The sequence below is a fragment of the Thauera sp. 2A1 genome (assembly GCF_009469595.2).
In the GTDB taxonomy this organism is placed as follows: domain Bacteria; phylum Pseudomonadota; class Gammaproteobacteria; order Burkholderiales; family Rhodocyclaceae; genus Thauera.
The window spans coordinates 300405-322688 of sequence record NZ_SSXV01000002.1; the positions used below are offsets into that span (position 1 = coordinate 300405).

Consider the following 22284-nt stretch of genomic DNA (forward strand, 5'->3'; position numbering starts at 1 on the left):
CATGCCCACTGTCTCTCAACCCAAGAATCTCGGCGACCTGTTGAAGTACGAAGCGCCGAATCTCTACTCGCGTGACCAGGACACCGTCGCGGCCGCACAGAGCCTGTCGCTGGGCACCGTGGTGGGTCGCGAAACGGCTACCGCCAAGCTCAAGGCCCTCGACCCGAGCGCCTCGGACGGCACGGAAACCGCCGTTGGCGTGCTCGGCAATGACGTCGATGCGACGCTGATCGACCGTGAGGACGCGATCCTGATCGCCCGCCACGCCATCGTCGCGCGCGGCGCATTGGTCTGGCCGACAGGCATCAGCACTGCGCACAAAGTGGCTGCCATCAAGCAACTCTCAGAACGTGGAGTCCTGGCCCGCGATAGCGCCTGACCCACTTCCAACGCTCCGTTTCACTCCCCCCAAAACCCGCCGCTGGCGGGTTTCGTCATTTCTGGAGATCCCAAATGCAGAACCCTTTTGAAAACCCCGGCTTTTCGATGGCCAGCCTGACGGCCGCCATCAACCTCCTGCCCAACCGCTATGGGCGGCTGGAGCAACTCAACCTGTTCCCGGCCAAGCCGGTGCGCACCCGGCAGATCATCGTCGAGGAGTACGCCGGTCGTCTGAATCTGCTGCCCACCCGGGCGCCTGGTTCGCCCGGCACGGTGGGTGAACGTGGCAAGCGCAACCTGCGCTCCTTCGTGATCCCGCACATCCCCCACGACGACGTGGTGCTGCCCGAGGAGGTGCAAGGTCTGCGCGCCTTCGGGTCCGAAACCGAGATGGAAGCCATTGGCGGTGTCATGGCCCGTCATCTGGAGACCATGCGCAACAAGCACGCGATCACCCTGGAGCATCTGCGCATGGGCGCGCTCAAGGGCAAGATCCTCGACGCCGACGGCAGTGAACTCGTCGATCTGTTCGACGAGTTCGACATCACTGCGCAATCGGTGTCCTTCGAGTTTTCGACGGCGGCCGACAACGGGCAAATCAAGACTGCCTGCCTCGAGTTGCTGGGCCTCATGGAAGATGGGCTCACCGGCGAGTTCTCGACCGGCGTGCATGTGCTGTGCTCGACCGAGTTCTTCCGGGCACTGACCACCCACAAGGAGGTCAAGACCGCCTACCAGAACTGGCAGCAGGGCGCAGTGCTGATCAACGACATGCGCTCGGGCTTCAGCTACAGCGGCATCACCTTCGAGGAATACCGCGGCCAGGCGTCCTTTGTGCAGGCCGACGGCACGCTGGGGTCGCGCCGCTTCATTGCCGCAGGGGAAGCCCATGCCTTCCCGGTCGGCACGGTGGATACCTTCGCGACCTACTTCGCGCCAGCGGACTTCAACGAGACCGTGAACACCATCGGCCAGCCGCTGTATGCCAAGCAGGAGCCGCGCAAATTCGACCGGGGCACTGATCTGCACACGCAATCGAACCCGCTGCCGATGTGCCACCGCCCGGGTGTGCTGATCAAGCTCGTGGCGGCCTGATGGATGTCGCGACGTTGTACGAGGCGGCTCGCAATGCCGGACTGCTGACCGCCGTCACGGTGGCGGGCACCACCGTGCACTGCGCCTTCCGTGCCCCGGATGAAACCGTGCTGGATGGTTTTGCACTGTCGCGGGACTACCAGATCGACTACCCGGCGTCCTGGCTGACGCTGGCAGTCGGGGACACGGTCGAGGTGGCAGGCAACACCTATCAGGTGCGCGACGTGCGCGCCATCGGCGATGGCACAGAGCGTCGCGCCTCGCTCTCCCAACACTGAGGAACTCCCCATGAATTCCGTCCGCGAGCGCGTCTTGCGGGAGATCGTCACGCGCTTGGCATCTGCGATTGCCCCGACGCCGGTGCTGCGCATGCCTGCCGTGCCGGTCACCCGCGAGGTCAGTCCAGCGCTGCTGCTGTTCGTCGATGGCGACAGCATTACCGCCCACGCCAACCACCTGGTCGACCGGATGCTGATCGTCCGGCTTGCCGTGGTGGCACGCGGTGCGGATGCCTTCGACGTCGCCGACCAGGCGCTGGTCGCTGCCCACGCGGCAATGCTCGCCGACCCGAATCTGGGCGGTCTGGCCATCGCCGTGCGCGAGATCGACTGCGAATGGGAGTTCGACGACGCCGACGCCGGGGCCGTCGCGCTGCCCGCCCGCTACGAGATCCGCTACCGCACCCATGCCATCGACCTCACCCAAACAGGATGAACCCATGCACATCGAACTACTGAAACCCCATACCCACGCAGGCAAGCGCCTCGCCGTGGGTGATCGCCTTGATCTGAATGACGCCAGCGCCCGTTGGCTGATCACACAAGGCACGGCCAAAGCGGCCACCCCAGCCACCGATTCCAAACCCACCCGCCGTGATGCCACGTCCGGCGTTTCCACAACTGCAGCCACCCAAGGAGACTGAACATGGCTTACTTTTCCGGACAAGGCCGCGTCTACATCGGCGCACGCGATGACCTCGGCAATCCAGCAGGACTGACCTTCGTCGGCAACGTGCCCGAGCTGAAGGTGTCGCTGTCGGTGGACACCATCGAGCACCAGGAAGCGCAGTCGGGTCAGCGCCTGACTGACCTCCAGCTCATCAAGACCAAGAAAGGTGAGTTCGCCTGCACGTTGGAAGAGCTGATCGCTACCAACTTGGCGCTCGCGCTCTACGGCACCACGACCACGATCACCCCCGGCACGGTAACTGGCGAACTACTGCCCAACCCTGTCACCCCGGGCAGTCTGTATCCGTTGACCATGCAAAACGTGTCGGCGGTGCAGATCCAGGACTCAGATGCCACGCCAAAGACGCTCCCGGCCAGCCAGTACAGCGTCAATGCCAAGCACGGTTCACTGGTGGTGCTGGATGCCACGTCGGGCGGCCCGTACACCGAGCCGTTCACCGTCGATTACGCCTATGGCGCGGCGCAGAGCACGGCGATGTTCACCCAGCCCTTGCCCGAGCGATGGATTCGCTTCGAAGGGCTCAACACCGCCGACGGCAACCGCGAGGTGGTGATCGACCTCTACCGCGTGGCCATCAACCCGGCCAAGGAACTCTCGATCATCACGGACGAACTGCTGAAGTTCGAGCTTTCGGGCCAAGTGCTGGCGGATCTGACCAAGCCGGTCGGTGGTGATCTCGGTCAGTTCGGACGTCTGGTGCTGCTGTGATGGACGGCTTCAAGACCTTCCCCCCTGAGCCTGTGGTCTTGACGCTGTCTGGTACCGCGCTGGAACTGATGCCGATCCGGCTGGGTGAGTTGCCACGGCTGCTGGCCGTGGTGCGCCCGCTGGTCGAGGAGATCACCAGCGATCCGGACTGGATGGCGCTGCTGGGACGGCACGGCGATGCCGTGCTGGATTTGCTGGCGATCACCACCCGGCGTGAACGCGCGTGGATCAACGACCTGTCGCTGGAGGACGCCGTGCAACTAGCCGCCGCCGTGTTCGAGGTGAACGCGGATTTTTTCGTGGCGCACGTCGTCCCGGCGATTCAGGGCGCGGCCCAGCGACTCGCGCCGACGCTGCGCTCACTGACGACCTCGGCTGGGACAGTGCCGTCGCCCGCCTGATCCACGCCGGGCACCGCCTGGGCGACGTGATGGCCTACACGCTCACTCAGGCGCAAGCCTTTCTGGATGCCGACGGACAGATCGAACGGCAGCAACTTGCCCAGCTGCTCGGCATTCATGCCGTGGCAGCCCAGGGCGAGAAGCGTGGCATCGAACAACTGCAACGCGATCTGCTCAAGGACTGACCCATGCGCCTCTCGCTCACCACCACCGGCTTGCTGGACCCGCGCCAGTTGGCGGCGTGGAGCAGCGAGCGGCGTCGCGCCATCCACGCCGCCGTCGCCAAGGGCATGCAATCGGGTGGGCGTGAGGTGCGTGACGCTGCGCGATCCGAGATGCGCAGCGCCTTCACCGTCAAACGCAACAGCTTCATCTCCTCGATGGGCGTGAAGGTGTTCGACAAGAAGCCCGAACAACTGCCTGCCTTGCTGGTGGGCAGCAAGATCCCGTGGCTCGGTCTGCACGAAAAAGGCGGCACGGTGAGCGGCAATCTGCTGATTCCGCTGCTGCCCGGTCGTATCGGCCCCAAGCGCTTCAAGGCGGTCATCGATGGCCTGATGCGCTCAGGCAATGCCTTCTTCATCGAGAAGAACGGTCGCGTGTTGCTGATGGCCGAGAACATCAAAGAGAACGCCGGGCAGCTGGGCCGCTTCAAGCGTGCCGAGCGTGGTCGTACTGGCGCGAAACAGATCAAGCGCGGTCAGGAGATTCCCATCGCCGTACTGGTCAAGCGCGTCGATCTCAAGCGGCGGCTGAATCTGGCGGGCGGGGTGCAGCGTGCCTTGCCAGCCTTGGCTCGCGCGATTCAACAAGAACTGGACAAATTCTGATGGCAAGCAATCGTGCCCAAATCCTGATCAGTGCCGTCGACCAGACCAAGACCGCCTTCGACTCGATCAAGCGGGGTCTGGGCGGACTCACCGATACGGCCAAGAGCGTCAACGGTGTGCTGGCCAACCTCGGTGTGGCTGTCTCAGTGGCGGGCCTGACCGCGATGGTGAAATCGGCCATCAATACCGGCGACGCACTCGACGAGATGTCGCAGCGTGTTGGCGTCAGCGTCGAGACCCTGTCGGTGTGGAAACCGGCAGCCGAGCAGTCCGGTGTGTCGGGCGAATCGTTCGAGAAGGGGCTGCGCAAGCTCTCCACCACGATGCTGGAGGCTGCGACCGGGTCGGAAGATGCCGCTCGCGGATTCTCTGCGGTGGGCGTCGAGTTCAAGAACCAGGACGGCACCCTGCGCGCCACCGATCAGGTGCTGCTGGATTTGGCCGAACGCTTCAAAGCCATGCCCGATGGAGCGGAGAAAACCGCGCTGGCAGTACAACTGTTCGGCAAGTCGGGGGCCGAGCTGATCCCGTTCCTCAACCAGGGGCGCGACGGCATCAACGAACTGGCTGCCGAAATGCAGGCGCTCGGCGTGCAGATGAGTAGTGAGACTGCTGCGCAGGCGGGCAACTTCAACGATGCGCTCGACAAACTGCATCTGGCCACCCAGAGCATCGGCAATCAGATCATCGCGTCCTTGCTGCCCGCCCTGAATGACATGGCCGGTGGCATGGTCGAGTCGGCCAAGCTAGGCGGGACGCTGCGCGCGATCCTGGATGGCGTGGTGCTGGTGCTCAAGACCCTGGCGCTCGGTGCCGCCACGGTCGGCAAGGCCTTCGTCGCCTTGGGCGAAGCCATTGGCGCGGGTGTCGCCGCCGCTGTGGAAGCGCTCAAGGGCAACACCGATGGGGCCAAGGCCATCATTGCCGACCTCAAAGGCAATCTGGTCAAACGGCTGGATGAACTGGCGTCCTTCCGTGACAGCCTGTTCGACCCAAAGCCCATCGAGGTCAAGGCACCCAAGATCCAGGCCGATCCGGAACTGCTTCAACGCCTGACCAAACCCAAAGCCGTCAAGCCTGCGCAGGACACGACCGGCGCGCAAACCACGCTGATGAAAGCGCAGCTGGACGCCGAGTTCGCGCTGCTCAAGGACGGTCTGAACCGGCAACAAACTGCGCTGGATGCTGCGCTCGAAGACCGTCTGGTATCGGTGCGCGATTACTACACGCAGAAAAATGCCCTCGAACAGCGCGAGGTCGAAGCCGAGATCGCGCGCAAGCAGCAGGAGCTGGCCCGCGGTCAGCAAGTCGCCACCACGGGCAAATCGGAAAACGACCGCCTGAAAGCCAAGGCCGAGGTCGCCAAGGCGGAAGCCGACCTGATCACGCTCAACAACAGGCGCACGGACATCGAGCAGGCCAATGCGCGCAAGGCAGCGCAAGCAGAGCGTGAGCTGACCGATGCCTTGGCGCAGGCGCGTGAGGAACTGGCACAGATCACAGGCACGGCCACAGATGCCGACCGGCAAGCTGCTATCGAGCGCAGCTACCGCGATCTACGGGCGCGACTGGCGGCAGAAAGCGATGCCGACGGCGTGTCGCTCATTGATCGGCTGATCAATGTGAAGGCTGCACAGGCCAATCTGGCGGCGCTCGAAGCCCAATGGCGGCAGGTCACCGAGCGTCTGCGCAATGCGCAGGAGGCCATCCAGACCCAGCAACAGGCTGGGCTACTGACCGAAGCGCAGGCTCGCCAGCAGATTGTGACCCTGCAGCAGCAATCGGCCACCGAGATGGAGCGCTTGTTGCCGACCATGCAGCAAGCTGCGCAGGCCATCGGTCCGGATGCGGTGATTCGCGTGCAGGCGTGGCGCAACGAGTTGGATCGCACCCGGCTCACGGTCGATGAAATGGTCCCGCTGTGGAATCGCATCGGCGAGAGCTTCGGCGGTGCGCTCAACGGGATGATCACCGGCGCGCAGACCTGGCGCAGTGCCTTGGCGAGCATCTTCCAGCAGGTGGCCGACGCTTTCCTGCAGCAGATCGTGATCCAGCCGTTTCAGCAGTGGATCGCCATGCAGGCTCGGATGCTGGCGCTCAAGCTCGGTTTCATCCAGCAGGAGCAGACCGTCGATGCGGCGGCCAGCGCCGCCAAGGTCGCCCAAAAGACCACCGAAACCACCGCCGTGGTGTCGATGGATGCGGCCAAGGCGGGAGCTGGGGCGGCGGCGTCGCAGGCTTCCATTCCCTACGTTGGCCCGGCACTCGCGGTGGCCGCGATGGTAGCCATGGTCGCCGCTGTGATGGCGCTCTTGGGTGGAATCAAGAAGTTCGCGGGAGGCGGCCTGGTCTCCGGGCCGGGTAGCGCCACCTCGGATTCGATCCCGGCGCGTCTGTCCGCAGGCGAGTACGTGGTGCGGGCGGCCGCCGTGCGCCAGGTCGGTGTGGCCTTCCTCGATTCGCTCAACGGCTTGTCGGCAGGTCCACGTTTCAAGGGCGGCGAATTGGCCTTCGCAGCGGGCGGGCTGGTACCGGAGGTGAAAGTGCCGCCCGCGCAGCCGCAGATGAATCAGGCCGTGCGCATCGTCAACGCGGTCGATCCGGGTGTGACCCACGACCACCTGCAGTCGCCTGCCGGAGAGAAAGTCATCGTCAACATCATCGGGCGCAATGCACGGGCCATCCGTGCGGCGCTGCAAGGGTAAATCCAATGGCACTTCTGTTCATCGACGGTTTCGATCACTACGACCCACAGGCCGTGGACAGCTTTGGCGATCCGTGGCTCGCACGTGGCAAGGCGGCGTATCTGTCACCGCAGGCCACCCGGATCAATGGCCGTCGTCCGTCCTCCTATGCCCTGCGTTTGCCGGAAGGTTCGGGTGGCGGCTATGTCAAGAACCTCGACACCACCAAGACCAGCCTGATCGTCGGGGCAGCCATTCGCGTGGTGCCGTACCAGAACACTTACACCGAGCCACTGCTACTGGGCGTGCGTGATGCCAACTCGCAGGTCGCGCACCTCGTGAAAATCGGCGAGGACGGTCGGCTCAAGCTCTACCGCTGGCAATACGGCTATGACCAGTTGATCTCTGTCTCAGTCGCCAGCGCTCCGGCGCGCGGCTGGCACTACATCGAGTTGCAGGTCACGCAAGGCACCAGCAACGGTGTGCTGTCAGTGCGCATCAACGGCATCCTGGCAATCCAGATGACTGCGCAGAACACCATCCAGGGCGGCGGCCAACTGCTCACGGCATTCGTAGGTGCGGTGCCCGGCCAGAATTGTCCGCTGACCATCGACGTCGACGACTTCTACATCGCCGACACCAGCGGCACGATCAACAACACCTTCCTCGGTGATGTGCGCGTCGATGCCTTGCAGGCTCAGGCCGATGGCAGTTTGAACCAGTGGACTCCCAGTCCGGTCGGCACTGCTGCCTGGGAAGCCGTCAGCGACGAGGACGAAGCCACAGCGATCAGTGCGCCCAACGTGGGGCTGCGCCAGTCCTTCGATGTCGAGCCGCTGCCGGTGATGGCCACGCCCGCCATCTATGGCGTCCAGCTCACGATGCTGGCCCGCAAGACCGACGCCGGTCTGGGCAAGGTCAAAGGCCTCGTGGTCAGTGGTGCGCAAAGCGCCGTCAGCACCGACATCATTCTGCAGGAGCAACTGGCCTGGCAGAGCACGTTGTTCGAGCGTAATCCAAACGGCAACGTGCAGTGGACGGAGGCCGCCTTCAATGCCGCTGAGTTCGGCGTGGAGTCGGCATGACGGATCACGTTGTCGTTCAAGACCTCGCGGAGGTTTCCTGCAAACCAACGCCGGGAAGCGAACTGCCCGCCTTCCAGAGTGAAGTGCTCTCGCGCGCCACTTTTGGGGCGACCGCAGCCTGCTTCACGCCGGAAACGGCTGTCGCTCCGCTGCCTCCCAATCTGGCGGCGAGCCTGCTGACGGAATCCTTGGCGGGCCCTTGGCCACCCATCGATACACCGATCTTTCTGGTCGAAGTGCTGCGCCGGGATACGGCATCAAGCGCCATCGTCGCCACCGGTATGGATGCCTTTGGCGACCAGCCGTGGCCCGACGCACAACGCGGTGTGTTTGCCTTCCGCCACGATTGGGCAGAACCCCTCGTGGAACGGCTGGAGTGGCAGACCAGCGTCACGCGGCTGGCCAGTGGTAATGAATCACGGCAGGCACGCCGACGCGTTCCCCGGCGCTGGCTCACCTACAAGGTGGGCAACGCCCGGCAGACCGATGCCCTGGTGGCCGACTGGCTGGCCGATCATCTTGGTCAAATGGCTCTGTGGCCGCTGCCGCAGTACGCGGTGCACCTGACTGAGTCCTGCGAACGTGGCGCACTGGCACTCAATGTGACCGAAGCTGACGGGCGACAGTTCGGGCCACTCTCGGCCAATGTGCATCTGACCTATGACGGTGTGCAGGGCTGGCAGGAAACTGAGAACAATGGCCGCTGGATTTTGATCATCGCCGCCGATAGCTGGCAGATCGCCCAACTCAGCGATGTGGAAAGCGCTCTGCTGTGGCTGACGGAGCCCTTGGCACGCGCCGCAGCCGTGGGCAGCACCATCATGCCCTTGGTGTGGGGCAAAGCCATCGACCCGGCGGATCTCACGCAGTGGGTACCCGGCATGGTCGGCGGCAACATTCCCACACAGATCCAGCCTGCGCCACTGCCCGACCAGGATGTTCTCGATGACCCATGGCTCGACGAGATCCCGGTCTGGCCAGATGGCAACTGGCGTGACGATCCAACGGCCGCAGCGCAAACCACGATCACCCGCCAAGACTTTTCGACTGCAGATCCGTGGGTGCGCCGGGACGATCCGTGGGCGACGACAACTTTGCAGCGGCGCTATCTGGCCAGCTCACTCGATGAAGTCGAGATCTGGCGGGCGCGGTTGTGGCGCACCCAAGGCCGTCTGGAAGCCTTCTGGCTGCCCGATGGCTTGGCTCCGATCCTGTGGGTGAACGTCGAAGCCGATCCCGAAGATGGCTTCCTGCGCGTGGATGGCAAAGACATCTCCGCGCGAATCTCGGATTTTTGGCATCGCCCCGCCGCTTGCTTGATCGTGCACCCAGACGGCTATCGGCAGTACGCCCTGACGGCGGCCTGCCATCTGGATCAAGGCGGTGTGCTGGTGCTGCGCTCGGGTCTCGACGACTGGGTGCCCGCACGCAGCCGCGTCATTCGCCTCGTGCGCTGCCGCCTCGACCACGATGCCATCGATCTGTACTGGCACAGCCCGACGCTGCTGGAGATCACCTTGACCGCGCGCCAGTTGCCCGAACCGCGCGGCAATGACCGTCAAACCTACGAGGGAGAGTAAGCACGATGAGCCAGAACCCATTGCTGGAAGTCGAGCTATACGCCTTCGCCAGCAACAGCGCGCAGTTCTATCTGACGCCGCACGAATTCGATGTTGATTTGGATGGCAACCTCTACAAGAGCCTGGCCTTGGAACGCAACGAACTGGCGCTGGGTGCTGAAGCTGCGAAGGCTGGCTTGGATCTGAAACTGCCGCCGAACTGTGATTTGGTGCGCCACCTGCTCGCCAACTCGCTGACCGGCGACACTACCTCGATCACCCTGCGCATCGGACGGCGCGATACCTGGGGCGACTACTGGTGGATCTCCGGCACGCGCTGGATGGGCCGGGTGCTGGGCGTCGAAGTCGCCGACGATGTGGCTCGTGTTCGCTGCGAATCCGCGCAAGTCAGTCTCAAGCGTATCGGGTTGCGGCGGCTCTACAGCCGCAAGTGTTCCCACGTGCTGTATTCGGCTGCCTGTGGTGCCTCACCGATTTCTGCCAGCGCCTTGGTGAGCAACAGCAATGGCCGTAACGTCGATCTCGACGGTGGCACGCCCGGCAGTGTCAGTGGTGGCTTGGCCGGTGGCTGGCTGCAAACCCCGGAAGGTGCGCGCCACATGATCGTCAATGACTACGGTGGTGGCGTCGAGTTGCTCTATCCGGTGGCCATTGAAGTCGGCACCGAGGTGTTGCTGACGGTCGGTTGCGATCACAGCACGGCCACGTGCGAGTCGCGCTTCGGCAACCTCGACAACTACGGCGGCTTTCCTGCCATCCCGAGCAAAAACCCGTTTTCGACGGGCGTGTTCTGAAACCCTGGAGAAATCGCCATGTGGTACCTCGTCGTCATCGTGGTGGCGGCGCTGGTTTCGGTCGCGCTCGCGCCGAAACCGCCCGAACCCAAACCGGCGTCCCTGTCTGACGTCGATGCCCCCACCGCAGAAGAAGGCCGACCGATTCCTGTCGTGTTCGGCAGCGTGCTGCTGCGCGGCTCCAACGTCGTCTGGTACGGTGATCTGGAAGCCGACCCGATCAAGAAAAAAGGTGGCAAGAAATGACCACTCAGACTGTCATCACCATCGATCACGTGCGCGCCGTGGGCCTGTGCGTGAACGGCATGCGCACATGGTTTGCACGTCACGATCTGGATTTCCGCGCCTTCCTGCGTGAAGGCTGTGACGCCGACACCTTGCTGGCCACCGGCGATGCAATGGCACAACGTGTGGTCATGCATGCCCGCAATCAATCCAGCCAGCGGGAGCAAGGCTGATGGGTGGCAGCAGCAAATCGCAAACCGTTGGCTACCGCTACCGGATGGGGCTGCATCTGGCCTTGTGCCAGGGGCCCGTCGATGCCGTGCAGGAAATCCAGATGGGCGACCGTACCGCGTGGGGGGATGCCGACCGTGTGCCGCTATCCAGCGGGCATGGGCTGACCAGCCTCTCGATCAACAAGCCCACGCTGTTTGGCGGCGACGAGCGCGAAGGCGGCGTGGTCGGCACCATCGATGTGCTTTCTGGTCATGCCGGGCAAGGACGCAACGACTATCTGATGAGTCGCCTTGGCAGTTCCATTCCGGCATTTCGGGGCGTGCTGTCCTTGGTGGCACGCAAGATCCTGTTCGCGGCCAACAACCCCTACATCAAACCGTGGGCAGTGCGCGTCCGGCGCTTCACAGCGGGTTGGTTCGATGCGCCGTGGATGGAATGGAATGCCGAAGTCCGCACCTGGGATGAGGACGAAGGCCGTGAGATCAGTGTCGGTATGAACCCGGCGCACATTCTGGTGCAGTGCCTCACCGATCCGCATTGGGGTATGGGCTATCCGCAGAGCACTATCGGCTGGAGCTTCTGGAACGCGGCATGGGCTTTGTCGAGTGAGGGCTTCGGCCTCAATCTGATCTGGACACGGCAGCAGCCCATCGAGAGCTTCATCGGCCAGGTCATCGACCACATTGGCGGCATCCTCTACACCGACCCGGAGCAAGGCACGTTTGAGCTCAAGCTGCTGCGCGACGACTATTGGATCGACAGCCTGCCGCAGTTGGGGCCTGACGAAATCGTGCGGTTGGAACGCTTCGAGCGCGCCCAGTGGGGCGAGTTGCCCAACGAGTTAACGGTGGTCTACACCGACTGGCAGACCGGCGGTGATGCTGCCGTCACGGTCGAGAGCCTGGCCGCCATCCAGTTGCAAGGCGGCGTGATCAATCAGCGCCGCGACTACCCGGGCGTTAACTACGGGCCACTGGCCGCGCGGCTGGCCTTGCGTGACCTGCGCGCCTTGGGTTCGCCCTTGGCCCGGATGAGTCTGACGGTGGCACGCGACACGCTGGAGCGTGCGCCGCTGCCGGGCGATGTATTTCTGCTGAACTGGCCGCGCCTGGGTGTGGATCAGATGGTGGTGCGCGTCACCGGCATCGACACCGGCACCTTGGGAGCGGCCGAGTGGCGCATCGAAGCCATGGAAGATGTGTTCGGCATGAGCAACACCGTGCTGTCGCCCCCGCCACCGCACGTCGAGGAGCCGACCATCGAACCTTTGCCGCCCGCCTTGGTGCTGGCCGTTGAGGTGCCGCATTGGGAACTGGCCCGGCGCTTGTCCCGCGCAGATCTGGCCTACCTGACCGATACGGACACCTATCTCGGTGCGCTGGCCGCCGCCGGTGGCACCGGGCAACTGAATTGGCAACTGGCCACCGGCGCTTCAGGCGGCGACCTCACTGCCGTGATGGGAGATGACTACGCACCACTGCTGACGCTCGATACAGCCTTGCCTGCCAGTGAGGCCGATGCCATCGGTGTACCAGTGACGGCCATCAGCCAGCCGGAAAGACTTGCCGTGGGCGACTACGCCTATCTGGTGGCTGCCAATGGGGCCATTGCAGAGGCCGTTGCCGTCCTGGCCTTTGATGCTGCCAACGCGACCATCGATCTCGCACGTGGCGTGCTCGACACCACACCCCAAGCACATGCCTCGGGGACTCGTTTGATCGGTGTCGGCGAATGGCTGGCATCCGAAGGTGCGGAGCGCGCTCCGGGCGAATCGGTGTTCGTGGGCGCGATTCCTCGCACGTCGACCGATCAGGGCGATCCTGTGTTGGCTGCCAATGGGCAGCCGATGGTGCTGGCCGGTCGGCAGGCTTTGCCGTATCCACCCGGTCGTATCCGCCTCAATGGCCAGACCGAGCCTGCCGTAGTGGCCGGTGACCTCACCGTCGCGTGGGCGCATCGCGACCGCACGCAGCAGACCGCCTATCTCGTGCAGCAAGACGAGGGCGACATCGGGCCGGAACTGGGCGTGACCTACACGCTACGCATCCGCAATCGCAATGGCGTGCTGGCGCACACCGAAACGGGACTGCTCGGCACAACCTTTATCTGGACAGCAGCAGTGGCCGCGCTGGATGCCGCTGCGCTGGGCGACCGCATCACGGTGGAGATCAGTGCCGAGCGCGATGGTTTGAGTAGCTGGCAGCCGCAGGTGCGGGTCATGGATCGCGCGGGCTTTGGCCTGCGCTGGGGACAGTATTGGGGAGGTGTGTGATGGAGCCGCGCATCGATGTTCATCTGCTCACCCTGAACGAGCCTGCCGAATGGCGTGAGGCCTGCATCGCCAGCCTCGAGGAAGCACCGATCAGTTTGCACGTTTTGCCCGGCATTCCGGGCCGTATCGGTGAGGCACGCGCGGCAGGCTATGCACAAGGCACGCTGCCGCTGGTGTCCTTTGTCGATCCCGACGATTTGTACGAAGCCAGCGCCTTCACACAACTGGCCGACGCGCTGGATGCCTGCCCGCAGGCCGTGATGGCCTACACCGACGAAGCACTGACCGACGAAAACGGCCAGGACATTGCCGTGCGGCGTCTGGCCTACAGCCGTTGGCAGCACGCCAACAGCGCCAGCCACGTTCACGGCCTGATCGTGATGCGCCGATCTGCCGTGGAAGCCGTGCTCAAAGAAACCACCGACCTCAACAACTTTGCCGACTGGCTGCTGACCCTGCTGGTGGCCAAACGCGGCGGCGTGCTGTACCTGCCCATCGTCGGGCGTCACTGGCGGCAGCATCCGCAGCAAAGCCACCGCACCGGCGATCCGGAAGCAGTCCGGCGCATTCGCCACGCATCGAATCTCTGGAGATAGACCATGTCATCAATCGACCCGAATCTTGGACTCAACTACGGCTGGACACTCGGCGAAAGCGGCTGGGACACCGGTATGGATGCCAACCTCAAGCGCTTGGGCGCAATGGTCGGCCTGTCCGTGAAAGACCGCGATCTGACCACGCCACCGGCCAGTCCCGCCAACGGCGACCGCTACCTCATTCCTGCCGCTGCCACGGGCGTGTGGGCAGGCAAAACCAATCAGATCGCGGTGCGCATAGCCGATGCCTGGGAGTACCACGTGCCAAAGATCGGCTGGCTTTGCTACATCGAGGACGAGGCCAAGCTCTCGGCCTACAAGTCCACCGGCTGGAGCGCAGGCCTCGCCATCTGATTTCCCCTTCTTCGTACCAACCAGAAACCCGCCCACGAGGCGGGTTTCGCATTTCTGGAGAACGCCAATGACCGAACCCGAACAACAACAGCCCGCGCACGTGGAGAACATGCTGCTCTTGCGTCGCGAGGATTTCGACGAACTGCTGGCCCACGCCGCTGAGCGTGGAGCCGAACGGGTTCTGGCCCACCTCGGGCTGGAAAACGGCCACGCCGCCCGTGACATCCGCGAACTGCGCGACCTGCTGGAAGCCTGGCGCGATGCCCGTCGCACGGCGTGGCAGACCACCGTCAAGGTCATCACCACCGGCATCCTGGCCGCGCTGTTGGTCGGTGCCGCTATCAAACTCAAACTGATGGGAGGGCCGCAATGATCGAGACTCTGCTTGGCGGCCTCCTCGGTGGGGCCTTCCGTCTCGCCCCTGAAATCCTCAAGTGGCTCGACCGCAAGGGCGAGCGTGGCCACGAACTGGCGATGCAGGACAAAGCGCTGGAGTTCGAGAAGATTCGCGGTGCACAACGGATGTCGGAAATCGGCGCGGGTGCCGATGCCGCGTGGAATGTCGGGGCCATCGAAACCCTGCGCGAAGCCGTTCGCACGCAGGGCGAGAAAACCGGCGTGCGCTGGGCAGATGCACTGAGTTCCAGCGTCCGCCCCGTCATCACCTACTGGTTCATGGCGCTGTACTGCGCCGCCAAAACGGCAACAGTCGCAGCCGCCGTGACAGGTGGCGCAGGCTGGGGCGTTGCCATCCTGTATGCCTGGACGGAGGCAGACCAAGCCCTATGGGCTGGGGTGCTGAATTTCTGGTTCCTCGGGCGCGTGTTCGACCGGGTGCGCCCGTGATCGAGGTGCCGCAAACCGCCATTGAGCTGGCCAAGCGCTTCGAGGGGTTCGAGCGCAGGGTGAAGCGCGGAATCGAGATCACCGCCATCCCCTACATCTGCCCCGCTGGGTTCTGGACAATTGGTTACGGCCATCTCTGCGATCCGACGCATCCACCGATCACCGAGGCCGAAGCCGAGATCTATCTGGCGCGCGACCTCCAATCGGCGCTCGCCGCCGCATTGCGCCACTGCCCGGTGCTGGCCACCGAACCCGAAAGCAGACTCGCAGCCATCGTGGATTTCACATTCAACCTCGGGGCTGGACGCCTGCAGACCTCGACCCTGCGACGGCGCGTCAACCAGCGAGACTGGGTTGCAGCCGCAACGGAGCTGCGGCGCTGGGTCTATGGCGGCGGGAAAGTGTTGCCGGGACTCGTTACGCGGCGAGAGGCTGAGGCAGCTTGGCTGCTACGCAACGTGTGATTTCAAAGCGCGCAGAAGAGCTTGGCTTCGCTGCCGAACAGCGCGTTCATGTCATCCATGCCAACACGGAGCATCAACCATGAGTAACCGATTCAAGCACGCCGTCATTGACGACGTCACCTCACGCAACATTGACGCCAGCCTACAAGACAACCTGCTTGACCTGTTTGAGTCGGCCATGAAGTCGGTGGCCACGACACTGGTGCGTGAGGCCAAATTCGACACCACCGACTTCGCTACCGCCAAGGGGCGCGGCTGCGAGGGGTTCTCGCTGCTGGTGAGCCGAACGCGCGCCGACTCGCGCGACGGCTGGTTCGGGGCATTTCAGCGTGGCGATGAACGCCTCGACGTGATCGGCCATCTGGAATAGACCGTCAGTCCTCCGTCGCGGGAACATCCCAGTCCGCCAGCCGCGCCTCACCAGTCTGGTAGAACTGCTTCACCAGCTTCACGTACTCCAGAAAATCCCGGTTCTCCGTGGCCAGCCGATTGGCCATGTCCCAATCGATCTCGTCGCGCTCACGCGCCGGAATCAGTACCTGGCTGTCGGCAGGGTTGTCCACGTCCAGCTTGATGAAGCCGATGCCGTGGGCAGCGAAGAGCATTCGTAGCTCCTTCAACGTGTCGGTGCCGCCGATTTCCGCCGCAACCAAATAGCCGAAGTTGGCCCACGACGAGTTTGAAACGGCCTGAAAAAAGCACTCGCGCACGTTCGAGCGGTTGATCAGCAGCTTGGCCTCGAACGACCACAGCTTGGTGCGTTTATCCGAATACTGGTTAACGCAGTCGCGCACCTCCTGGTGCCAGTCTGCGCCCAAGTCCTCCATGCCGACCACGTCCGGGTACAGCCAGCGGTTGCCGTTGGGTCCGCGCTTGTTGGACGAGCGCTTCTCGTCGACGCGCTTGGAGAACACGCCGAATTCCTCCCACAGGTATTGCGACAGCAGTGGGTACAGCGCATGCTCGTCAATCTTTAAAGCACTCACATCCGCAGCCGCCGACGTACCCTCGCTTTCGACTGCCGCCACTTCGGCGCTGTCCGAGCGCTCCGAGTAGTAGTACCTGCGGGGCCGTCCTTCGGTCGTCTTCAGTTCTGGGTGCTTCGTTTGCATGCGCGGGCGCTGCGAGCTGATTTCTGCGACGAGCTGCTGCACCAAATCCGCATCAGACTTGATGTAATCGCCGCGACTATTGGCCCGCTTTTCCTGACACTCATCCGGGTAGGTGGCAAAGACCCATTCGGCGACTTGCCGAGCGGTGAACTTTTCCTCGGGGCGTTCCTTCAGGTAGCCGATGACGGCCTTTGCGAGATTTAATGCCATTTCAATATACCCTCAGAGCCTGAACAACTTCTTGACCTCATTCTCAGCCGTTACCGGCATCTGGTCTTTCTCGCATTGCCTGACCTTGGCCACAATAGTTTTTGCACGCGTTATTTCATTATTGACTCGTTGCGAGTAAGACGAGTCGGTGCTCAGATTGTCGATTACCGAAAACAGGTAGTCCTTTTGATTCGACTGGAACCAGAAGCCCTGACCACAAATCCACTTCTCCATCGCAAATGAATCGAATGGAAATCCGCTGGCCGCATTCCAATATTTCATCAGACGAATAGTTGGCTTGATCAAAGAGTTGTTGTCCTTGTTCTTTGCTTCAAGCGTGGCGTTGAAGTCGTTCGGATTCGTGGTTATCCAACCGCCTGACCCGTTGGGAATCTGAAGCTCGCCGAGCCACGTTTTTGTCGCGGGCACCAGATCGAACTTGATGTGGTTCAACTCGAGAACAATGGTCGGGCTGGACTGATAGATTTCCGATGAGCCGTAGCGTTTTTCGACAAAAGTCTTCAACCTATTCAGGTAAGTCTGCGGCGTGGCGCTGCCATCGCTGAAGACCACCATGTAATCAATATCGGACTGTTCGTCCATTGAGCGAGGCAGGATCGTGCCTCGCGTTGAAGAGCCGAATCGGAAATGCTGCGCAATTACGCCGCTGTCAAAGTGCAGCGCCATCCGCGATTGAAGTGTTGTGATCGAAGTCGTGATCGACGACTGCTCAGTTGTGGAGAGCACGGCACTGCTGGCCGTGTCCGTCAGAAAACTCAATACCGACATCTTGTCATTTATCCTTGTCCACTTTGTGGGTGGCTTCGCCTTCTTCGATGCCTTTGCGTGCAGCGACAAATGCGCGCCTTGGAATACTTGGGCTCTTCTGGTTCAGCTCATTGCGTGCAGAGGAAAGGGCCTTCAATCTCTCAGGAAGCTCGCCCAGCCGACTCGTATCAAGCAATTCGATCTCGCGGAAAAAGCGGGCGTCATTCCGAAGAGCCAAAAACTGTCCGGCAGCAGCCCGGTGCATTGCAGCGCGCTCGTTGGGCTTGAGAAAGGTCATCAAACCGGTCAGTAGCGACGCCAACAAGGTGAAGGCACTGGCCCACTCAGGTTGGCTTTTGACCAATGCAGCACCTGCAATCGCACCAAGAGCGGTTGCTGGCACACCCAGCCAGTAGTTGCGGCGAACCCATGTGTCTTCGGCGTTGAAATGCCCCTTGCTCGAATACAAGGCGTCCTCTTCCAGCCGCTCAGCCTCTCTGCAAAGCGCAGAAATCTTGGCTTGATCGGTTGTTTGGATCGGGTTCATCGGAATTCCCTTCATCACGCCAATCCGAAATACCGTTCGAAGAAAGCGGCAAGTTTGTCCAGCACCGTCTGCTTCTTGGCTGCGTGGCCATTGTTCTTGGAAAACCGCGATACCGGCGGCAGTATCTTGGTGATGGCAGTACCGGTTGCCGAGATGCTGCCGTCGCGGAAGGCATTGCTAATGAATTCACGTGCCGCCTCGGCATTGAGGTTTTCCTCCGCAATGATGCGTTCCAGCTCCTCGGTCTTTTTCGCCGCAACGAAGGCCTGCCACTGCGCGTCCACCTTGGCCTTGGTGTTCACCGAATCGACAAACTGTTCGATGAGGTCTTTCTTGTTGCGCAGGCCAGGGCTGGAATTGATGGCGCGTTCGATGGTGGCGCGGATTTCCTTATCGTCGCCCGAACCCTTTTTCTTCAGGTACTGCTCGACCAAGAGCAGGATGTAGTCGACATTGATTTCAACCTGCTTGATGAGCTCGATCTCGAACACCACATCGTCGTTGATTGACTCCTTCTCGGCAGCCGACGTCGCCCGGAATTCTGCGTACAGGTTCAAATACAGGCTCTGGTAGTCCTGAAATTCGCGCTCGGAGAGAATTTCGTGGCCCGCGAAATCGTCGAATGCCGTGAGGATGTTTTTCAGTCGCAAAATCGAGCCAAACAGCTTGATGAATGCCTTCTGTGCCGCCTCGCCAACAATGGCTTTCCCGAGTGGGAATCCAGCCGTGAGTTCTCCGATGCGCTTCTCGTAGTCCTTGTAGTACTCGGCGTAAGGCTTCAACAGCACGATACCCTTGGCATCCTTGTTGCCAAACAGGGCGAGCGCGTCGTTGGTCTCCTGCTCCAGATTGCGGAAGGAAACGATGTTGCCGTAGGTCTTGACCGAATTAAGGATGCGGTTGGTGCGCGAATAGGCCTGGATCAAGCCGTGAGCCTTCAGGTTCTTGTCCGCCCACAGCGTGTTGAGCGTGGTGGCGTCAAAGCCGGTGAGGAACATGTTGACCACGATGACGATGTCCAGCTCACGCTTTTTCAGACGCTGCGACAAGTCCTTGTAGTAGTTCTGGAACTTGTCGGCGGAGGTGTCGAAGCTGGTGCTGAACAGTGCGTTGTAGTCCTGGATCGCCGCATCCAGAAAATCTCTCGAGCCTTGATCCAGCCCCTCGGTTTCGAAGTCCTCCTCGCCGAGCAGACCATCACTTTCCTCTTCATTCGCGGCAAAGCTGTAGATCAAGCCCACCTTGAGCCGCTGGGCCTCGGGCAACTCCTTTTGCTGTGCAACGAACTCCGCGTAGTAACGCTTGGCGGCATCAATGGACGCACAGGCGAACAGCGAATTGAAGCCAGCCAGCCGTTTGCCATCGTGGCGGTACGTGCTGGCACGCTTGGTTTTCTGGTCGAAGTGCTCGCGGATGTAGCCCACGATCTGTGTGATGCGCTCCGGCGCTAGCAGCGCCCGTTCGGTGTCGATGGCCGACACCTTTTTGTCTTTGATGCCCGCAGGCAATTTGACCGTGTTGATGTAGTCAATGCGAAACGGCAGCACGTTCTTGTCGTTGATGGCATCGACAATCGTGTAGGTGTGCAGCTTGTCGCCAAAGGCCTGCTGCGTGGTGCGTCGCAGCGGGTTACCTGTGGTGCCGGAGTTCTCGGCAAAGATCGGCGTACCGGTGAAGCCGAATAGGTGGTAGCGCTGGAACACCCGCGTAATTTCGGCGTGCATGTCGCCGAACTGGCTGCGGTGGCACTCGTCGAAGATCACCACCACGTGCGCGTCATACACCGGGTGTTTCTTGTTCTTGACGACGAAGCGGGAAAGCTTCTGGATGGTGGTGATGATGATGCGGGCGTTCGGGTCTTCCAGCTGCTTTTGCAGCACAGCCGTGGAGGTATTCGAGTTGGCTGCGCCCTTCTCGAAGCGCTCGTATTCGCGCATGGTCTGGTAGTCCAGATCCTTGCGGTCCACCACGAAGAGCACCTTGTCGATATCTGGCAAGCCCCGGGCAAGTTGCGCCGCCTTGAAGCTGGTCAGCGTCTTGCCACTGCCGGTGGTGTGCCAGATGTAGCCGCCCGCCGCGACGGTGCCGAGCTGCTTGTGATTGGTGGCTGTGGCGATGCGCTGCAAAATGCGCTCGGCCGCCACGATCTGGTATGGCCGCATCACCAGCAGCTTGCGATCCACATCGAACACGCAGTATTTGGTGAGGACGTTGAGCAGCGAGTGCTTGGCGAAAAAGGTTTTCGTGAAACCTGTCAGCTCAGTGATGGGCTGGTTTTTCGCGTCGGCCCACCAACTGGTAAAGGAGAAACTGTTGGAGGTCTTGCTTTTGCTGCGCTTGGCGGACTGCTCCTTCAAATGCCCGTCACGCACGGTGTTGCTGTAATACTTGGTCAGAGTACCGTTGCTGATGACGAAAAGCTGCACGTACTCGAACAAGCCCGAGCCCGCCCAGAAACTGTCGCGCTGGTAGCGGTTGATCTGGTTGAAGGCCTCGCGGATGTCCACGCCCCGACGCTTCAATTCGATATGCACCATCGGCAGGCCATTGACCAGCACCGTCACGTCATAACGGTTGGCACGAGCGCCTGCGACTTCATACTGGTTAATGACCTGCAAGGCGTTGTTGTGGATGTTGGCCTTGTCGATCAGGTAGATGTTCTTGGTACTACCGTCGTCGCGCTTCAAAACCTGCACATGGTCTTCCTGAATGCGCGCGGTCTTTTCCAGGATGCCGTCATTCGCGCCGGCAATGCAGGTGCTGAAGAATCGCTCCCACTCTGCATCCGACAGGGTGACCTTGTTGAGCTTTTCCAACTGGCGGCGAAGATTGGCTACCAGCTCAGCCTCCGATGTGATGGGCAGGTATTCATAGGCCTGCACCTGGAGCTGCTTGATAAATTCCTTTTCCAGTTCAGCTTCGGACTGGTATGCCGCCTCGCGCACTCCCAAGGCATCAGGCTGAAATTCGGCGACAACCGTGCTTTCGTTGGACAGCGCAATCGGCTCATAGCGAAAGGGCTTGATGTCTTCGCTCATGCGGCTTCCTTGAAAGTGAGAAGCCGGTCGCGGTAGTGCTGGTATTGCTGGCGACGGGCCTTGATCTCGGCAGGTAAACCCGAGGCGATGTCATTCACCAGCGCATCGAATTTGTCGAGAATGGCGACGATGCGGTCCTGCTCTTCTATAGGCGGGACTGGGATTGTGAGTTTTGCCAGGCTCTCGCCAGACAGGCGCTTGACCTTTGCGCGGGCAACAAACTTGTTCTTCTCTGCTTTCAATTGTTCTGTTTGGAGGCAGTAAGACACGAACTTCGGATTCATCGAGTGCTCAAACGTAAAACAGTCGTCGTGAATCGCGACCTGGTCGGTGCCAAGCCAGGCAACCGCCTTGCCGACATCCTCGACCGTTTCACCGACAGCAGCGATAACGATGTCACCCGGTTTGGCAAAGCGCAGGCTCGACGCCATGTCCGGCCGTACATGCGAGACAGCCGCCGACGCCGAGGTTCCGTGTCGGGTATAAATGTCAGCGTAGTGGATGCAGCCGATTCCTTCCTGGACATAATCGTCCTTGGTGAATCGACGGCCGCGCGTGAATTTTCCAATCTCACCCATGGTCATCCACCTTATACTTGCTTGCTTGCTTGCTTGCTTGCTTGCTTGCTTGCTTGCTTCAGCGTCCGTGCATTCGCCGAATGTCAAGAGCGCGTCGCGGTAGTACTTGTACTGCCGCCGACGCGCCTCCAGCTCCGCCTCCAGCTCCGCCTCCAGCTCCGCCTCCAGCTGGGTGAAGGTATCAAGCACTTTCACAATCTCGCGCTGCACTTCAAGCGGCGGAACTGGAATTCTGATTTTTGCAAGACTCTTTGCCGAAACGTCGATGACCTTCGTGCCTGTCGCGTGCTTTTTCTTCTCTGCGAAAAAGTGTGGTGTTTGCAGGTAGTAAGAGAGGTATTTCGGATCTTGGTCGTGCTTCAGGACCGTGGCATGCCCGCCCGTGACCGGAACAAGTCAAGATAGTTGTCGCCTGATTCATGCAACCGACCGCTTTAAGTCTTCAGCATGCACGTGATCGCGTACGACCGCATCGCGCTCCGGATTGAGTGTGACCGCGCCGATTGGCGTCCA

The 22284-nt window shown here is 61.7% G+C and carries 27 protein-coding genes; 22 read left to right on the forward strand and 5 right to left on the reverse strand.

Going from position 1 to position 22284, the window contains the following annotated elements; translation table 11 throughout:
- The first annotated feature begins 1 nt into the window (after nucleotide 1).
- The 22 genes from GH664_RS03460 to GH664_RS03565 all read left to right on the forward strand — a co-directional run bounded on the left by GH664_RS03460 (nucleotide 2) and on the right by GH664_RS03565 (nucleotide 15888).
- The gene (locus GH664_RS03460) at nucleotides 2–379 is read left to right on the forward strand and encodes a head decoration protein (RefSeq protein ID WP_153166732.1); all 378 of its coding nucleotides are present in this window, start codon (nucleotides 2–4) and stop codon (nucleotides 377–379) included.
- 74 nt (nucleotides 380–453) lie between these two features.
- Nucleotides 454–1476, forward strand: a complete 1023-nt coding sequence (locus GH664_RS03465) for a major capsid protein (protein ID WP_020200538.1) — start codon at nucleotides 454–456, stop codon at nucleotides 1474–1476.
- Nucleotides 1476–1754 carry a hypothetical protein gene (locus GH664_RS03470; protein ID WP_153166733.1) on the forward strand — a complete coding sequence of 93 codons (279 nt, stop codon included), beginning with the start codon at nucleotides 1476–1478 and terminating at the stop codon, nucleotides 1752–1754. The genes GH664_RS03465 and GH664_RS03470 overlap by 1 nt, the downstream gene beginning before the upstream one ends.
- Nucleotides 1755–1764: 10 nt before the next feature.
- A complete protein-coding gene (locus tag GH664_RS03475; protein WP_153166734.1) occupies nucleotides 1765–2190 on the forward strand; it encodes a hypothetical protein in 426 nt (141 codons plus the stop codon).
- Between the two features lie 4 nt (nucleotides 2191–2194).
- The gene (locus GH664_RS03480; protein ID WP_082306638.1) at nucleotides 2195–2398 is read left to right on the forward strand and encodes a hypothetical protein; all 204 of its coding nucleotides are present in this window, start codon (nucleotides 2195–2197) and stop codon (nucleotides 2396–2398) included.
- Between the two features lie 2 nt (nucleotides 2399–2400).
- Nucleotides 2401–3153, forward strand: coding sequence for a hypothetical protein (locus GH664_RS03485; RefSeq protein WP_056931665.1), 753 nt, complete (start codon nucleotides 2401–2403; stop codon nucleotides 3151–3153).
- Nucleotides 3153–3554: a hypothetical protein gene (locus GH664_RS03490; protein ID WP_153166735.1), complete on the forward strand. Its 402-nt coding sequence runs from the start codon at nucleotides 3153–3155 to the stop codon at nucleotides 3552–3554. Before GH664_RS03485 ends, GH664_RS03490 begins: the two co-directional genes overlap by 1 nt.
- Before the next feature lie 29 nt (nucleotides 3555–3583).
- Complete coding sequence (locus tag GH664_RS03495; protein WP_009521710.1) at nucleotides 3584–3739, forward strand: hypothetical protein; 156 nt, start codon at nucleotides 3584–3586, stop codon at nucleotides 3737–3739.
- A gap of 3 nt (nucleotides 3740–3742) precedes the next feature.
- Nucleotides 3743–4384 carry a DUF6441 family protein gene (locus GH664_RS03500; RefSeq protein ID WP_153166736.1) on the forward strand — a complete coding sequence of 214 codons (642 nt, stop codon included), beginning with the start codon at nucleotides 3743–3745 and terminating at the stop codon, nucleotides 4382–4384.
- Entirely contained in the window at nucleotides 4384–7089 is a 2706-nt protein-coding gene (locus GH664_RS03505) for a phage tail protein (RefSeq protein ID WP_153166737.1), read from the forward strand. Before GH664_RS03500 ends, GH664_RS03505 begins: the two co-directional genes overlap by 1 nt.
- Before the next feature lie 5 nt (nucleotides 7090–7094).
- Nucleotides 7095–8153 (forward strand): hypothetical protein, encoded by a 1059-nt coding sequence (locus GH664_RS03510; protein WP_153166738.1) that lies wholly within the window; start codon nucleotides 7095–7097, stop codon nucleotides 8151–8153.
- The gene (locus GH664_RS03515) at nucleotides 8150–9733 is read left to right on the forward strand and encodes a hypothetical protein (RefSeq protein ID WP_153166739.1); all 1584 of its coding nucleotides are present in this window, start codon (nucleotides 8150–8152) and stop codon (nucleotides 9731–9733) included. The genes GH664_RS03510 and GH664_RS03515 overlap by 4 nt, the downstream gene beginning before the upstream one ends.
- Before the next feature lie 5 nt (nucleotides 9734–9738).
- The gene (locus tag GH664_RS03520; RefSeq protein WP_150427996.1) at nucleotides 9739–10527 is read left to right on the forward strand and encodes a DUF2163 domain-containing protein; all 789 of its coding nucleotides are present in this window, start codon (nucleotides 9739–9741) and stop codon (nucleotides 10525–10527) included.
- Nucleotides 10528–10545: 18 nt separating this feature from the next.
- Complete coding sequence (locus tag GH664_RS03525; RefSeq protein ID WP_153166740.1) at nucleotides 10546–10773, forward strand: hypothetical protein; 228 nt, start codon at nucleotides 10546–10548, stop codon at nucleotides 10771–10773.
- Nucleotides 10770–10985, forward strand: a complete 216-nt coding sequence (locus tag GH664_RS03530) for a hypothetical protein (RefSeq protein ID WP_194270315.1) — start codon at nucleotides 10770–10772, stop codon at nucleotides 10983–10985. Before GH664_RS03525 ends, GH664_RS03530 begins: the two co-directional genes overlap by 4 nt.
- Complete coding sequence (locus tag GH664_RS03535; RefSeq protein WP_153166741.1) at nucleotides 10985–13258, forward strand: phage tail protein; 2274 nt, start codon at nucleotides 10985–10987, stop codon at nucleotides 13256–13258. Before GH664_RS03530 ends, GH664_RS03535 begins: the two co-directional genes overlap by 1 nt.
- Nucleotides 13258–13854, forward strand: coding sequence for a hypothetical protein (locus tag GH664_RS03540; RefSeq protein ID WP_153166742.1), 597 nt, complete (start codon nucleotides 13258–13260; stop codon nucleotides 13852–13854). Before GH664_RS03535 ends, GH664_RS03540 begins: the two co-directional genes overlap by 1 nt.
- A 3-nt stretch (nucleotides 13855–13857) precedes the next feature.
- A complete protein-coding gene (locus tag GH664_RS03545; protein ID WP_153166743.1) occupies nucleotides 13858–14208 on the forward strand; it encodes a DUF2793 domain-containing protein in 351 nt (116 codons plus the stop codon).
- Between the two features lie 67 nt (nucleotides 14209–14275).
- Nucleotides 14276–14581, forward strand: coding sequence for a DUF6127 family protein (locus GH664_RS03550; RefSeq protein WP_070527361.1), 306 nt, complete (start codon nucleotides 14276–14278; stop codon nucleotides 14579–14581).
- A complete protein-coding gene (locus tag GH664_RS03555) occupies nucleotides 14578–15054 on the forward strand; it encodes a hypothetical protein (RefSeq protein ID WP_153166744.1) in 477 nt (158 codons plus the stop codon). Before GH664_RS03550 ends, GH664_RS03555 begins: the two co-directional genes overlap by 4 nt.
- Nucleotides 15051–15518 (forward strand): lysozyme, encoded by a 468-nt coding sequence (locus tag GH664_RS03560; RefSeq protein ID WP_153166745.1) that lies wholly within the window; start codon nucleotides 15051–15053, stop codon nucleotides 15516–15518. Before GH664_RS03555 ends, GH664_RS03560 begins: the two co-directional genes overlap by 4 nt.
- Nucleotides 15519–15597: 79 nt before the next feature.
- Nucleotides 15598–15888, forward strand: a complete 291-nt coding sequence (locus GH664_RS03565; RefSeq protein WP_153166746.1) for a hypothetical protein — start codon at nucleotides 15598–15600, stop codon at nucleotides 15886–15888.
- 4 nt (nucleotides 15889–15892) lie between these two features.
- Here the strand turns inward: GH664_RS03565 and GH664_RS03570 are convergent, their stop codons facing one another.
- The 5 genes from GH664_RS03570 to GH664_RS03590 are packed head-to-tail and all read right to left on the reverse strand — an operon-like array spanning nucleotide 15893 to nucleotide 22134.
- Nucleotides 15893–16840, reverse strand: a complete 948-nt coding sequence (locus tag GH664_RS03570; protein ID WP_153166747.1) for a COG2958 family protein — start codon at nucleotides 16838–16840, stop codon at nucleotides 15893–15895.
- Nucleotides 16841–16852: 12 nt separating this feature from the next.
- Nucleotides 16853–17629, reverse strand: a complete 777-nt coding sequence (locus GH664_RS03575) for a nucleotidyltransferase (protein WP_153166748.1) — start codon at nucleotides 17627–17629, stop codon at nucleotides 16853–16855.
- A 4-nt stretch (nucleotides 17630–17633) separates the two neighbouring features.
- Nucleotides 17634–18170 (reverse strand): SLATT domain-containing protein, encoded by a 537-nt coding sequence (locus GH664_RS03580; RefSeq protein ID WP_228111363.1) that lies wholly within the window; start codon nucleotides 18168–18170, stop codon nucleotides 17634–17636.
- Nucleotides 18170–21193 carry a type I restriction endonuclease subunit R gene (locus tag GH664_RS03585; RefSeq protein WP_153166749.1) on the reverse strand — a complete coding sequence of 1008 codons (3024 nt, stop codon included), beginning with the start codon at nucleotides 21191–21193 and terminating at the stop codon, nucleotides 18170–18172. Before GH664_RS03585 ends, GH664_RS03580 begins: the two co-directional genes overlap by 1 nt.
- Nucleotides 21190–22134 (reverse strand): restriction endonuclease subunit S, encoded by a 945-nt coding sequence (locus tag GH664_RS03590; RefSeq protein WP_194270320.1) that lies wholly within the window; start codon nucleotides 22132–22134, stop codon nucleotides 21190–21192. The genes GH664_RS03585 and GH664_RS03590 overlap by 4 nt, the downstream gene beginning before the upstream one ends.
- Nucleotides 22135–22284: the final 150 nt, after the last annotated feature.